Annotated in this window: 11 protein-coding genes; 2 read left to right on the top strand and 9 right to left on the bottom strand. The window is 61.3% G+C overall.

Annotated features, from left to right (window positions below; translation table 11 throughout):
• Positions 1–13: 13 nt before the first annotated feature.
• From BUB04_RS08645 to BUB04_RS08625, 5 genes are all read right to left on the bottom strand, one after another.
• Positions 14–844: a carbohydrate ABC transporter permease gene (locus BUB04_RS08645; protein ID WP_073038604.1), complete on the bottom strand. Its 831-nt coding sequence runs from the start codon at positions 842–844 to the stop codon at positions 14–16.
• Positions 845–861: 17 nt separating this feature from the next.
• Entirely contained in the window at positions 862–1,743 is an 882-nt protein-coding gene (locus BUB04_RS08640; RefSeq protein ID WP_073038603.1) for a carbohydrate ABC transporter permease, read from the bottom strand.
• Positions 1,744–1,807: 64 nt separating this feature from the next.
• Positions 1,808–3,130: an ABC transporter substrate-binding protein gene (locus tag BUB04_RS08635; RefSeq protein WP_143156421.1), complete on the bottom strand. Its 1,323-nt coding sequence runs from the start codon at positions 3,128–3,130 to the stop codon at positions 1,808–1,810.
• A gap of 293 nt (positions 3,131–3,423) precedes the next feature.
• Positions 3,424–3,966, bottom strand: coding sequence for a nitroreductase family protein (locus BUB04_RS08630; RefSeq protein ID WP_073038602.1), 543 nt, complete (start codon positions 3,964–3,966; stop codon positions 3,424–3,426).
• Between the two features lie 87 nt (positions 3,967–4,053).
• Complete coding sequence (locus BUB04_RS08625; RefSeq protein WP_073038601.1) at positions 4,054–4,842, bottom strand: RluA family pseudouridine synthase; 789 nt, start codon at positions 4,840–4,842, stop codon at positions 4,054–4,056.
• Between the two features lie 61 nt (positions 4,843–4,903).
• Between BUB04_RS08625 and rsmG the strand changes: the two genes are divergently transcribed.
• Complete coding sequence (gene rsmG, locus BUB04_RS08620) at positions 4,904–6,403, top strand: 16S rRNA (guanine(527)-N(7))-methyltransferase RsmG (protein WP_073038600.1); 1,500 nt, start codon at positions 4,904–4,906, stop codon at positions 6,401–6,403.
• Between the two features lie 561 nt (positions 6,404–6,964).
• On the opposite strand, the gene BUB04_RS08615 is transcribed toward rsmG, so the two are convergent.
• Positions 6,965–7,627 (bottom strand): YiaD family glycine zipper/OmpA-like lipoprotein, encoded by a 663-nt coding sequence (locus tag BUB04_RS08615; RefSeq protein WP_073038599.1) that lies wholly within the window; start codon positions 7,625–7,627, stop codon positions 6,965–6,967.
• Between the two features lie 429 nt (positions 7,628–8,056).
• Between BUB04_RS08615 and BUB04_RS08610 the strand changes: the two genes are divergently transcribed.
• A complete protein-coding gene (locus BUB04_RS08610; protein WP_073038598.1) occupies positions 8,057–9,262 on the top strand; it encodes an MFS transporter in 1,206 nt (401 codons plus the stop codon).
• Positions 9,263–9,345: 83 nt separating this feature from the next.
• Here the strand turns inward: BUB04_RS08610 and BUB04_RS08605 are convergent, their stop codons facing one another.
• From BUB04_RS08605 to glyQ, 3 genes are all read right to left on the bottom strand, one after another.
• Positions 9,346–9,660 (bottom strand): BON domain-containing protein, encoded by a 315-nt coding sequence (locus tag BUB04_RS08605; protein WP_073038597.1) that lies wholly within the window; start codon positions 9,658–9,660, stop codon positions 9,346–9,348.
• A gap of 413 nt (positions 9,661–10,073) precedes the next feature.
• Positions 10,074–12,146 (bottom strand): glycine--tRNA ligase subunit beta, encoded by a 2,073-nt coding sequence (gene glyS, locus BUB04_RS08600; protein ID WP_073038596.1) that lies wholly within the window; start codon positions 12,144–12,146, stop codon positions 10,074–10,076.
• Positions 12,147–12,324: 178 nt separating this feature from the next.
• Positions 12,325–13,203 (bottom strand): glycine--tRNA ligase subunit alpha, encoded by an 879-nt coding sequence (gene glyQ / locus BUB04_RS08595; protein ID WP_073038595.1) that lies wholly within the window; start codon positions 13,201–13,203, stop codon positions 12,325–12,327.
• Positions 13,204–13,397: the final 194 nt, after the last annotated feature.

Below are 13,397 nucleotides of genomic sequence, written 5' to 3'. Positions count from 1 at the left end.
TCGCACTATAATCCTATTTTTCCTGGCGCATGGCGAAGCCCTTGACGAAGCTCCCCTGCAGGATGAGCAGGATGATGAGCGGGGGAAGCATCGCCAGAATGGTGCCGGCCATGATCACGTTCCACTCGGCCGCCTGTTCTTCGCCGGCCAGCAGCATCTTCAATCCGATCTGCACCACGCGCATGTCGTCCGTGTGCGTGACGATGAGCGGCCACAGGTACTGGTTCCACATGTAGATGAATTCAATCATGAAAAGCGCCAGCATGTTGGTCTTGGAAAGCGGCACCAGGATCTTCCACAGGAACTTCATGGGGCCCGCACCGTCCATGCGGGCCGCGTCCGCCAGATCGTTGGGGACGGTGAGGAAAAACTGGCGGAAAAGGAGCGTGCCCGTGGCGCTGGCGAAAAAGGGGATGGTGAGCGCGTAGTAGGTGTTCATCCAGCCGAAGTCTTCCACCAGTTCGAAGGTGGGCACGATCCGGATGGGCAGGGGCAGCATGTGGGTGATGAGGATCAGGATGAAGAAGGTCGTCTTGCCCCGGAAATCTCCGAAATAGGTGAAGGCGAAGGCTGCCAGAAGACTGAGGAGGATCTTTCCTGCGGATACCGCCACGGAGATGAGGGTACTGTTGAAAAGAAGCCTTCCCAGGTTCACCCGTTCCCAGGCGGTCCGGTAGTTTTCCAGAAGATGGGAGCCCACGTGGAACTTGGGCGGAAAGGAAAAGGATTCCTGGAAGGAATGGGTGCTGGTGATCAAAGCGAAAAAGACGGGAAACGCAATCACAAGGATGCTCACGATCAGCGTGACGTGAGCCAGGACGCTTTGTGTTCGGGTGATCTGCATGACGGAAGCCGCCCCCTCTAACGGTAGAAGACCTTTTTTCCGGCGAAACGGAACTGGAGAATGGTCAGGATGGCCACGAAGACGAAGAGCACGATGGACTGGGCCGAGGCGTAGCCGGTGCGGAAGTTGACGAAGCCGTCTTCGTAGAGCTTGTAGACCAGAAGGTCCGTGGCTTTCCCGGGTCCGCCTTTGGTCATCACGTCGATGAGCCCGAAGACCTCAAAGAATCCGTACAAGGAATTCATGATGAAAAGAAAGAAGGTGGTGGGCGAGAGCAGGGGGAAGGTCACGTTCCAGAAACGCCGAAAGGATCCGGCCCCGTCCATATGGGCGGCTTCCAGCAATTCCTTGGGAACGTTCTGAAGCCCTGCCAGAAAGAAGATGACGTTGTAGCCCAGCATTTTCCATGTGGCGGCGACGGTGACGATGAGCAAAGCCAGGTCGCCGTTGGTCATCCAGTTGAGCCGCAAGCCGGTGGCCAGTTGTACGAAATAGGTGATGGGTCCGGTGGACGGGTCCACCAGCAGGGCCCAGATGGTGCCGGCCACGGCCGGGGAGAGGGCGAAGGGCCAAATGAGGGCCGTGCGGTAGATGTCCACTCCGGCCAGGGGCAGGTTGGCCAGCACAGCCAGGCCCAGGGAGATGCTCAGACCCACCACCACGATGAAGCCCGTGAAGAAGAAGCTCCGGATCAGGCTGTTCAAGTAGGCGGGGTCCTGAAAGAGATGGATGAAGTTTTGAAGCCCCTTGAAGATGAGCACGTTTCCAAAGGGCGACACCCTAAAGAGGCTGAGGTAAAAGGACTGGATGGACGGGACGATGAGAAAGACGAGGACCACCAGCAACGACGGCATCACCAGCAGATAGGGAAGAATCTTGTTGGGAAAGCGACTTTCCATGGGTGTCCTTCGGGATGGTTGAAAAGGGCCGGGGCCTCGCCCCGGCCCTCGCGCTAAGGAGAAGCTACTTGTAAAGTTCCGAATACTCCTTGAGAACCCGGTTGGCTTCCTGGGCGGCTTCGTCCAGAGCCGTCTTGGGATCCGTCTTGCCGGCAAAGCAGTTTTCCAGCGCCGTCTGAACGATGTTCCGGATCTCCACGAAGTTGCCCAACCGCACCCCCTGGCTCATGGGCGTCTTCACCCCGGAAAGCACCTGCAGGAAGGCGGTCAGGTGGTTGGGATGGTTGGAGAACCATCCCTCGTCCATGAGGAGCTTGAGGGAGCTGTTGGTGGCCGGAAAGTAGCCGGTGTCCTTGTGCCATTGGGCGGTGACTTCCGGGCGGATGATCCACTTGAGGAATTCCTTGACCGCCTTGTATTCCTCGTCGCTGTGGCCCTTGAGAACCCACAGGGTGGCGCCCCCGATCACCGAATTGCCCCTCGGATACCCTTCGAAGCGCGGCAGGAACGTGGTGCCCACCTCGAATTTCCCTTCCGTGGCCGCCTCAATGGAGCCCACCGAAGACGTGGACTGGATCAGCATGGCGATCTGCTGGGCGAGAAACGCCTTGTTGGGCGAATACTCCCGGCCCCCGTAGATGTAGACCTTTTCCTTGGCCATGCGGGACATGGTTTCCAGGTACTTGACGCCGAACGGGCCGTTGAAGAGAACCTCGGTGGCCCGCCCCTTGCGGCCGTTTTCATTGTTGGCGAAGAACTGGTTGTGGTAGGCGTGGGCCTGCTCGAAAACCCAGGACGGCCAGCCGGTGGAAAAGGCGTTGGGAACCACCCCGGATTCCACGAGCTTCTTGCCCATCTCCTCCAGTTCCTTATAGGTGGTGGGCGGCCGGTTGGGATCCAGGCCGGCTTTTTTGAAAAGGTCCTTGTTGTAGTAGAGGATGGCGGTGGAGGAGTTGAACGGCATGGAATAGAGTTTCCCGTCCACGGAGTAATAGTCCAGGATGGGGCCCACCACATCCCCGAAATCCACCTCTCCTTCTTCAAAAAGGGTGTGGACGGGGACGATCACGCCGCTGTCCAGCATGGTCTGGAGCCCCACTTCGTAGACTTGGGCCAAGTGGGGAGGGTTTCCCGCCTTCACGGCCGCGATGGTCTTGGCCAAAACCTCTTTGTAGGAGCCCATGAACTGGGCTTCCACCTGGATGTCGGGATGGGCCTCGTTGAAGCCGTTGACGATGCGCTCCACCGCTGGCAGCCGTTTGCCGCTCATGGCATGCCAGAACGTGATCTTGGTCACGGCATGGGCCAAGGCCGGCGCAAACAGCACCGCGGCCAGGGCAAGCACCAGGACCCCTCGCAACGCACCTGTGAATTTTCCTGACTTCATCGGTCCCTCCTTTGTGGTGGTAAGGCTGGTTTCCCGGCCGTTTCCGTTGCTCCCACCGCGGGAGCGCGGCCGTGCATCGGCCGGGGCGTTCCCGAAAAGGATGACACAGCGGGCACCGAGGGTCCGTTTGGGCTTGGACGGATCCCACAGCGCGCAAGAACGAAGGATCGGGTGTTCAAACAGTGTATCTCAAAGTCAAAACGGGCGGATTCTAGAGAAAGTGGCAGTCCATGTCCAATTGAGTTTGAATGGAAAAACCGGGGCCCGACAGGGGTCGGGGCCCGGTTTTCGCGTCAGAACTTCTCGTAGTGGGTGAATTCTTCCACTTCCCGCCTCTTGGGCGCCGAAGGCACCTTGGAAGGGTAACCGATGGGAAGGAGCACCGCCAGTTCGTAGCCTTCGGGAACCCCCAGGATCTCCTTGGCCTTGTCCTGGTCGAAGAGGCCCACCACGACCGTGCCCAGCCCCAGGTCCGTGGCGGCCAGGCAGATGTTCTGCGTGGCGATGCCCAGGTCGAACAGGAACCAGTCTCCGAACTTGGTGGTCACCTGCCCCTTGTAGTAGCCGGACGTTTGGAGTTTGCCGCAGAGGGCCAAAACCACCGGGGCCGCCACGATGGCCTTGGTGGCGGGATTCCCTTTGCCCATGGTTTCCTGGAGCTTGGCCTTGGTGTCCGGATCGCGTACGACGATCACTTCCCAGCACTGGGTGTTGGCCCAGGATTGGGACCATTTCACGGCATCCAGAAGCTGGTTGAGAAGATCGTCCGGGACGTCCTTGTCTTCGAAGTTTCGGATGCTTCTTCGGGACCGTATGACATCCATCAATTCCGCCATGAGGCACCTCCCTGGCATGTAGGTGGGTTGAAGGAATGGGAAAAGACAATTTCATTCACATATCATTTTTTCACAAGAATGCCGGGGTTACAAGACTTGGGAAAGATGCGGGGATTTTTCATAATCGGCCCATGCCCAAAGGGGGCGAAGGATGTTCGCAGGGGAGGCCTCCAGGATGTGCGGCTCGTCCCAGGGCCACTGCCGGGGCACCGGGCAGACGATCTCCACCATGGACGCTCGCGTGGGGTGGGGGAAGCAAATCCGCCGGGCATGGAGGGCGATCTGCTGGTTGGCCAAGGGCTTGGAGGCTCCGTAGCGGAGGTCCCCGGCGATGGGGCATCCCAGGGCGGCCAGCTGCACCCGGATCTGGTGTTTTCGTCCCGTGTCGAGTCGCACGAACAAGAGGGACCGGGATCCCCCCGTTTCCAGGACCCGGTAGCTGAGGCTTGCGCGCTGGGCCGCGGGGTGCGTGCCCGCGGTTACGCGCGTGGACCCTCCGGGCACCCGGTGCACGTGATGGACGATCGTCGCCTCCGGATCCTTCGGACGGCCTTCCACCACCGCCAGGTATTCCTTGACGGTCTCCCGTTCCCGAAAGGACCGGCTCAGGCGGGAAGCGGCCTTGCTGGTGCGGGCGAAGACCAGGACCCCGGAGACGGGACGGTCGAGGCGGTGGACCAGGCCCAGGAAGACGTTTCCCGGCTTCCCGTACTCTTCCTTGATCCAGCGCCTGGCCAGTTCCAAGAGACAGGGATCCCCGGTACGATCTCCTTGAACCAGAAGACCCGCCGGCTTATATACGCCGAGGATGTGATTGTCTTCGTAGAGAACCGGCCAGGCGGGGTGGAAAAAGATCCTGGGTTCTTCTTGCCCCATGACGTCGACTCCTGAAAGGCCGAAGGCGGTTCGGGCGCTCGGCAAACAAAGGAACAGGTGAATGAAGAAAGCCGACCGCGTCTCCCAAAGTCGGAAGCCGGGCCCTGAGCCGCTCGGCGACATCCTCAATCGGTGCGGGATTTCCCTGGATCGCGGGCAAATCCGCCAGCTGTGGGCATACCACCAACTGCTCCGAAAGTACAACGAAGAGCTGAACCTGACCCGGATCCACAATTTCGAAAACATGGTGGAGAAGCTCTACGCGGATTCCATCCTTCCGGGCCAGTTGATTTCCCTGCCGTCCCCCTTGCTGGACCTGGGAACGGGCCCGGGCATGCCCGGCATCCCGCTCAAGATTGCCTTTCCCCGTCTCCAGGTGATCCTGGCCGAGGCCCGTTCCAAGAGGGTGGATTTCCTGCAAACCGTTCTGGACGAACTCAAGCTGGAAGGTATCCGCACCGAGGGCGGGCTGATCACGGCCTCTTTCAATGAACCGGTGAAGGGGGTGATCACCCGGGCGGTGGAAACCATCGGAGAAACACTTACGAGGATCGAAGGGTGCCTGTGCCGGGACGGGCTGGCGATTTTCATGAAGGGCCCCCATTGCGACGACGAGGTGGCCGACGCCGCCCGGCGTTTTACCGGACACTTTGAGCTGAAGGAGGACCTGGCCTACACGATTCCGGGCACGCAGCACAAGAGGCGGCTGGTGGTCTTCCGGCGGGTTTCCCAAAGGCCGGCGCAGATCCGGAAGGTGTTTGACGCGGCCGGCCGCCGGAAGGTGGTGTCCAGCACCGCCAATGCCCATTTCAAGAGACTGAAGAAGATTCTCACGGCCAAGGGTGTGCGCAAGGAGGGGGCTGCGCTGGTGTGCGGGGAGAAAGTGGTGCGGGATGTGATCCGGCGCCATGCGGAAAGGGTTCGCGCCTGGGTGTCCTGGCCGGGAGGGCCGCCGCCTCCTGAAGGTCTTTCGGATGCCGCCCTGTGGATCGAACTGGAGAAGATTCTCTTTCGCCAATTGGATGTTTTCGGCACCGAGGCGCCTCTGCTGGAAATCTCCGTGCCTGCGTTGGAACCCTGGGACCCGGGATCGGGTCTTCCTGCCCCCGTCACGCTCCTGGTGCCCTTTCAGGACCCGGAAAATGTGGGGGCGGTACTGCGGAGCGCGGCCGCCTTCGGGGTGGACGCTGTGGTGATCCTGGAAGAGGGGGCCAGTCCGTTCCATCCCAAGGCGCTCCGAGCGTCCGCGGGAGCCGCCCTGGATTTGCGTCTTTTTCGTGGGCCCGGCATCAAGGACCTTCCCGCGGATCTTCCCCTCATCCCCTTGTCCCAGGGGGGGCGGCCCTTGGATCGCGCCGTCTTTCCGGAAACCTTCGCCTTTCTTCCCGGGGTGGAGGGCCCGGGGCTTCCCGCCGCATGGAGGAAAAGCGCGCTGTCCATTCCCATGACCGACCGGGTGGAATCCCTCAATGCCGCAACGGCGGTGGCCGTGGCCCTCTACGAATGGGCGCGGCGGGGCCGGTCCCGAGAAAAGGACCACGCCCGGCCCGAAAAGACATAGGTGCGCAAGGGCCCGCGCCTACCGCCGACACAGCCATCCAATGTGAACGAGAACCGCGAATGAACGCCAATAGACTTAAATACAAAGGACGGGAGTGTGGGATCGTATGTCCAGAAATGCAGGTAGGGGCGAAGGATCCTTCGCCCCTAAAGCCCGGGCGTACCGAACGGACATCGCTATATCTTATATATACCCGGCTCCTGGGAGCATGTCTGAGAACGGCAGATTTGCGCCGTTTAACGCCCATTCGTCATCCCCGCAAAAGCGGGGATCCAGGATTTCCGGGAACCTATGGACTCCCGCTTGCGCGGGAGTGACGGTTTGCGGAGTTCTCGGACAGCCTCCTAGGAGCCGGTCCGAGAATGTTTTTCCGGCTCAGGAGGCCGGGAATGTCCCATCACTTTGTAGCCGCGGGGCTTCAGCCCCGCGGAAAGAGCCATCGGAACCCCTTGAAGTCACAGGCCGGATGCGAGGCCTATCCGACGACCGGGGGTTCCTCCGCAGCCCTCAAGGGCTGCGCTACGAGCAAAGAGATCGTCCGCGACGTTGTCGGACAGGCTCCTAGCCCTGAACCGGGGTGATCACGATGTTGACCCGCCGGTTCAACTGCCGTCCGGCTTCCGTGGCATTGGTGGCGATGGGCTTGGATTCGCCGTAGCCGACCACATCGATCCTGGCCGGATCCACCCCGCGGGCCACCAAGGCGTTCTTGACGGCCATGGCGCGCCGTTCGGACAGCTGCTGGTTGTAGGTTTCCGAACCCGTGCTGTCGGTGTGACCTTCCACCCGGATCCAGGTCTGGGGGTAGTTGTTGAGTACCCCGGCCACCCGGTCAATCTCATCGTAGGCGCCGGGCTTCAGGACGGCCGAATCAAAGTCGAAAAGGACGTCCGATCGGAAGGTGACGGCCAGCACATTCTGATCCCGCTGGATGCTCGCCGCCTCCACGCCGGCCAAGGCTTGGCGCATTTCCTGTTCTTGGCGATCCATGTAGTTTCCAATCATCCCGCCGGCGATCCCGCCCACCAGGGCGCCCGCCGCCGCGCCGATCAGGGTGGATTCCGTGTTGCGGCCGATGGCCTGGCCCAGCACCGCACCCGTGGCGGCGCCCACGCCGGTGCCGATCATGGCGCCCTTTTCCGTGCGGTTGCGCGGACCGGCGCATGCACTCACAAGCATGAAGACCACCAAAAGGACAGCAACAAGAGAAAGAGAACGCTTCATGTCAAACCTCCCGGGTTGAAGACTCGATTTTCCTGCTGACCCCTTCATATTAACGGTCATGGTCCCCCTTGCGCCACCCCGCACAGATGAAAGAACCGGCCGGGCAAGGAGTCTTTGTGGGAGCGCCGCAAGGCGCGATGGGGTGGTGGCCGCAACGCCACGGAACGGCTGGCCATCCCTTTCGCGGCTTTCGCCGCTCCCACAGGTGATGGTGCTCCCACAGGTGATGCCGCACCTGTTAGGTGTTGATTGGAGCTCCCGATGCTCCTGCAAGATACCGAAAGTACAGTTCTTTCATATTAAGTCCTTCCCATGCCGGCAACAAGACGAAAGAATGGAAACAATGACCTTGCATTGCCCGGCGGGCGCTGTAGTATACGCCTCTGCCTTGTGGGAGGTCTTGCGTGCACCGCGATTGGAGCCGATAATATGAAGCTGACCCTTGTGATTCCCCGGGTAATCCCGTTTCCCATGCGCCTCATCACCTTCCCCCTGTGCGGATTCACGTTCGTGACCGTGCTGTGGATGACCCTTTCCTTCCTGCCCGTCCACCTGCAGGAGGTGGGGATTTCCGATTCCATGATCGGAACCATCATGGGTTCCTATTCCATTTCCGCTCTCCTTTTGATGCTTCCTCTGGGGGTTTTGTCCGACAGGGTGAGCCCCAGAAAGGTGCTGATGGCGGGGGCGGTCTTGCTGCTTTTCCATCTCCTGGGGTTGCGGGTGGCCCGGACCACCGCCGCCTTCCTGGTGATGGCCTGCCTGGGAGGGATCGCGTGGGCGATCTTTCAGATCGTGTTGCAGGCCCTTTTTCTCAAGGTCATCAAGCCCTCTCACCGCGGACTGAAGATCGCGATCTTCCAGATGGGCACCTTCCTGGGGTTCGGAATGGGCCCGCTGCTGGCCGGAACGGTCTGGGGGGAAATGGATTACGTCCGGATGCTTCGCTTCGCCGTGGTGGGAGCGGTGGCGCTCCTGGTGATCGTGCTTCTCTTGGAGGACAGTGAGCCCATCCACTTCGGGATCAAGGACTACAGGGAGGACCTCAAACAGCCCCGCGCCCTCCTGTTCCTCCTCATCTGGGTCATCTACGCATCCCACCTGGGAGTGGAACACACCGCCTTTACGCTTCTCATGAAGAAGGGCCTGGGATTCACCAATGCCCAGATCGGCTGGTGTTTCCTGGCCATCGGCGTCTGGATGGCGTTGGTGTCGCCCGGATTGGGGCATCGGTTCGACGTGCGCCAGAGCGTGATCCGGCTGTTGGCCCTGGGGTTGATGATTTCTTCGGTCTTCCAGGTGCTGACGGGCTTTGCGGGCGGCCTTTCCCAGATGATTCTGGTCCGGATCTTTCATACCCTGGGGGATGTCCCCGTCATGCTGGCCATGAGCATCATGACGGCGGCCTTCTTCCCGGCGGGACGGCTGGGGGGCCATTCGGCGGTGGTTTATGCGGTGCGCACCGTTGGGGTCTTTGCGGGGAACTACGGCGCGGGACTTCTGATGCCCCACGTGGGCTACCGGGGGGTCTTCGCGGTGAGCGGAATGGTTGTTCTGGTCGCCACCCTGGCGCTGCTGCCGAGCATCCGAAGGACCCTCCACCTGGTGCAGCCCGCCGAAAAGATTTCCGCATGAAAAAAGGCACCCCCTTGCCTACGGGTGGTGCCTTTCCAACATCGCTTCTCGGATGTTTAATCTTTTAATCCTTCATCCGCTTCTCACGGTTGGATGCGCAGCAGATTGCGCACCGAACGGACGCCTCGTGTCTTTCTGGCCAGATCTTCGGCACGGATGCGGGCTTTGGGAGAGTTGACCACACCCGTGAGCGTCACTTCCCCCTGGAAGGTGTCCACATCGATGGCCAGGCCGCTCACCAGCGGGTCGTCCAGAAGCTTGGCTTTCACCTTGGCCGTGATGGTGGCGTCGTCCAGCACCTGGCCGGCGCTGCGGCCGGCCGGGGTCTGGCAAGCGGTGAGGCCGGCCACCAGGACGATCGCCAACAGGAAACAGGCGACAGGTCGGAATCGTTGCATGGCTGTGGTCCCTCCTTGATGTGAAAGAGAACCGCGAATGAACGCGAATAGACGCAAATGGAAATGACGGGTATGTGGGAGCGGCGAAAGCCGCGAAACGGTTGGCCGGCCACTCAATGGCGGTGTGGCCGGGAACTCATAGCGTCTTGCGGTGCTCCCACAAAAAGAGACTACACCGCCCCAGGTTCTTCCATTCATGCCGGGTGGTGCAAGAGCGATCATGATCGTTAGGAAAACTAAGGGCCCTTGGGCCGGCGCCGTGACGCACGTGCGATGCCATGAAAGTTATCTTCTAAGGTCGGTGTAGGGGCGGTTCGCGAACCGCCCCTAAGGGCTCAAAAGATTGGACCGTAGCCGCGGGGCTTCAGCACCGTGGGATCCTCCCAGTGGCGCACGTCTGCCCTGTGGGCCGATCAGGCCGTCTGCACCTTGCGAAAGTCCGCAATTCCATGGAAAAGATCGTGGATGGCCGTGAGCAGGGCCAGCCGGTTTCGCCGGACCTTTTCGTCTTTGTCCATGACGAGCACGCCGTCGAAGAAGGCGTCGATGGGATCCCGCAAGGCGGCGACCGCCGCCAGAGCCCCGTCGTAGTCGCCGGAAGCCACCCGGGCTTCCACCAGCCCGGCCGCTTCGCTGTAGGCCCCGTAGAGGGCCTTTTCCACGTCCGCCTGGAAGGCATCCGGTTCCACGGGTGCTTTTTCGCCGTCCTTGATGATGTTGCCCACGCGCTTGAACGCGGTGGCCAGGCTTTCGAAGTCGGGCCGCTGCGTGAAGGCGGCCAGCGCCCGCACGCGCGCCACGGCGTCCACCAGGTCGTCGATGCCCGCGGAGAGGGCCGCCTCCACGATATCCGGACGCAACCTTTCCTGGGATACCAGGTGGTGATGGAGCCGGCCGCGGAAGAAGTCCAGGACACCGGCCTTCACAGTGGTTTCGGGCTCGGTCATCTTCTCCTTGAGAAGCGGAATGGCCTGGTCAATGAGTTCACCCAGGGAAAAACGCAGATTCTTTTCCAGCACGATACGGATGATGCCCAGGGTCTGGCGTCGGAGGGCAAAGGGATCGGCCGTGCCCGTGGGAAGTAGCCCCACGCCGAAGCAGCCCACGATGGTGTCCATCTTGTCGGCGATGCTCAGGATCGTGCCTTCCATGCCCTGCGGCAGCGGCCCGCCGGCCCGGTTGGGCAGGTAGTGTTCGTAGATGGCCTGGGCCACCTCTTCCGGTTCCCCCTGCAACCGGGCGTAGGCGCGCCCCATGACGCCCTGAAGTTCGGGGAATTCGCCCACCATGCCACTCACCAGGTCCGCCTTGCACAGGTAGGCGGCCCGGGCCACCAGGTCTTGCTTTTCGCGGCAGAGGCGCTCGCAGAGCCACTGGGCCAGAGCGGTGAAACGTTCCACCTTCTCCCAGCTGGTCCCCAGCTTGGCGTGGAAGACCACGCTCTTGAGTTCCTCGGCCCTGTCCTCCAGCCGCACCTTCTGGTCTTCTTCGTAGTAGAAACGGGCGTCTTCCAGGCGGGCCCGGACCACCCGCGCATTGCCCGCAGCCACCAGCGCGGGATCCCGCGGGACCGTGTTGGCCACGGTGACAAAGTGGGGCATCAGGTTCCCTTGGGCATCGGTGATGGCGAAGTAGCGCTGGTGTTCTTTCATGACGGTAATGAGCAGTTCCGGCGGCAGGGCCAGGTATTTTTCTTCGAAGCTTCCCAGGAGCGGATAAGGGAATTCCACCAGGTTGGTCACTTCGTCCAGCAGATCGGGATCTTCCAGGACGGCGCCTCCCACGTCGGCGGCCTTTTGGCGGATCCCCTCCAGGATCATGGCGCGTCTTTCGTCAGTGTCCACGATGACCTTGAGGGCAGCCAGATTCTTCTTGTGCTCCGCAAAGGAGCTGACGGAAATCCATTCCGGCGCCATGAACCGATGGCCGAAGGAGCGGGTTCCGCTGGCCACATCCCCGTAGGTGAACTCCACCACCTGGTCGCCCAGCAGGCAAACGATCCAGTGGACCGGGCGTGCAAAGGTCACGGAAAGACCGCCCCAGCGCATGGACTTGGGAAAGGGGATGTGGGCCACGAAGTCCGGAAGCATGCGTTCCAGCAAATCCTTGGTGGGCAGGCCCGCCTCTTCCTTGACCAGGCAGACGTAATCGCCCTTGGGCGTGCTCTTGATGGTGAGCTGGGACACCTCGATGCCCTGGTTGCGGGCGAAGCCTTCCGCCGCCTTGGTGGGGTTTCCGGCCTCGTCGAAGGCCACCGATTTGGGCGGGCCGATAATCTCCGTGCTGGTGGGCTGCTGTTTTTCCGCAACGTCGGGAATCCACAGGCACAGCCGCCTCGGGGTTCCCGTGGTCACAGGCTCTCCGTGGCCGATGCGGTGATCGTCGAGAAAGTTCACCATTTGGCGGGCCATGGCTTCCAGCGCCGGGCCGATGTACCCCGCCGGTATCTCCTCACTGCCTATTTCCAGGTAGAATTCCTGTCCCATATTCGTCCTCGTCTCAGTGGTGGGAGGTGAGTGACCCAAGGTGCAAGGTGAAAGGCCCAAGGTAAAAGGTACAAGGGGCAAGGGGCTCGGTGTGGGGATACTGCGAACCCGCTTGCCTCCCCTTTCCCTTTTTCCTCTCCCCTTTAACCTTTAACCTTTGCCCTTTAGCCTTTCCCCTTTAACCTTTTGCCTTCTTCAACAGCGGATAGCCCATGGCTTCCCGCTGGGCCGTGTAACCGTGAGCCGCCAGCCGGGCCAGATTGCGGACCCGGGCGATGTAGTTGGTGCGTTCCGTCACGCTGATGGCGCCCCGGGCGTCCAGCAGATTGAACACGTGCGAGCATTTCAGGCAGTAGTCGTAGCAGGGGAGCACCAGCCCCAGGTCGGCCATGCGCATGGATTCCTTTTCATACATGTTGAAGAGCTGGAAGAGCATGTCCACGTCGGCCGCCTCGAAGTTGTAGTGGGACCACTCCACTTCTCCCTTGTGGTGTACGTCCCCGTAGGTCACGTTGCCGCACCAGATGAGATCATACACGTTGTCCACGCCCTGCAGATACATGGCGATGCGCTCCAGGCCGTAGGTCAGCTCCACGCTCACCGGGCTCAGGGCGATGCCTCCCACCTGCTGGAAGTAGGTGAACTGGGTGATCTCCATGCCGTCCAGCCACACTTCCCAGCCCAGGCCGGACGCCCCCAGGGTGGGCGACTCCCAATCATCCTCCACGAAGCGGATGTCGTGGTCCAGGGGATCGATCCCGAAGCTCTTGAGGCTTTCCAGGTAGAGGTCCTGGCTGTCGGGCGGGGAAGGCTTCAGGATCACCTGATACTGGTAGTAGTGCTGGAGGCGGTTGGGGTTCTCCCCGTAGCGGCCGTCCGTGGGGCGCCGCGACGGTTCCACGTAGGCCACGTTCCACGGTTCGGGGCCCAACACGCGCAGGAAGGTGGCCGGGTTGAAGGTGCCCGCGCCCACCTCCAGGTCGTAGGGCTGCTGGATGACGCAACCCCGGTCGGACCAGAACTTGTTCAAGGCAAGAATCAGTTCCTGAAACGTCATGTGCGGCTCCTCTTGTCCTGATTGGGTCGTCTGGAAATCCGGTGCCGTCCACCGGGGGGATGGACGGGGTGGCCCCTTATGAGCGAAGAAAAAGCTGTAAAATTGACTATATGGTGTTTTGCGGCCGGGAAAGTCAAGGAAAAAGCTCCAACGTCCGGGGGATGCGCAATCCACCCCTGCGGCGGTGGGGCCAG

This window comes from Desulfacinum infernum DSM 9756 (assembly GCF_900129305.1).
Taxonomy (GTDB): domain Bacteria; phylum Desulfobacterota; class Syntrophobacteria; order Syntrophobacterales; family DSM-9756; genus Desulfacinum; species Desulfacinum infernum.
The sequence above is the reverse complement of the archived record's forward strand: the minus strand, read 5'-3'. Positions and strand labels throughout refer to the sequence as shown.

Excerpts from the sequence above, each read along its gene's own strand:
- BUB04_RS08645 (WP_073038604.1), bottom strand. The coding sequence starts at position 844 with ATGCAGATCACCCGAACACAAAGCGTCCTGGCTCACGTCACGCTGATC.
- BUB04_RS08640 (WP_073038603.1), bottom strand. The coding sequence starts at position 1,743 with ATGGAAAGTCGCTTTCCCAACAAGATTCTTCCCTATCTGCTGGTGATG.
- BUB04_RS08635 (WP_143156421.1), bottom strand. The coding sequence starts at position 3,130 with ATGAAGTCAGGAAAATTCACAGGTGCGTTGCGAGGGGTCCTGGTGCTT.
- BUB04_RS08630 (WP_073038602.1), bottom strand. The coding sequence starts at position 3,966 with ATGGCGGAATTGATGGATGTCATACGGTCCCGAAGAAGCATCCGAAAC.
- BUB04_RS08625 (WP_073038601.1), bottom strand. The coding sequence starts at position 4,842 with ATGGGGCAAGAAGAACCCAGGATCTTTTTCCACCCCGCCTGGCCGGTT.
- rsmG (WP_073038600.1), top strand. The coding sequence starts at position 4,904 with ATGAAGAAAGCCGACCGCGTCTCCCAAAGTCGGAAGCCGGGCCCTGAG.
- BUB04_RS08615 (WP_073038599.1), bottom strand. The coding sequence starts at position 7,627 with ATGAAGCGTTCTCTTTCTCTTGTTGCTGTCCTTTTGGTGGTCTTCATG.
- BUB04_RS08610 (WP_073038598.1), top strand. The coding sequence starts at position 8,057 with ATGAAGCTGACCCTTGTGATTCCCCGGGTAATCCCGTTTCCCATGCGC.
- BUB04_RS08605 (WP_073038597.1), bottom strand. The coding sequence starts at position 9,660 with ATGCAACGATTCCGACCTGTCGCCTGTTTCCTGTTGGCGATCGTCCTG.
- glyS (WP_073038596.1), bottom strand. The coding sequence starts at position 12,146 with ATGGGACAGGAATTCTACCTGGAAATAGGCAGTGAGGAGATACCGGCG.
- glyQ (WP_073038595.1), bottom strand. The coding sequence starts at position 13,203 with ATGACGTTTCAGGAACTGATTCTTGCCTTGAACAAGTTCTGGTCCGAC.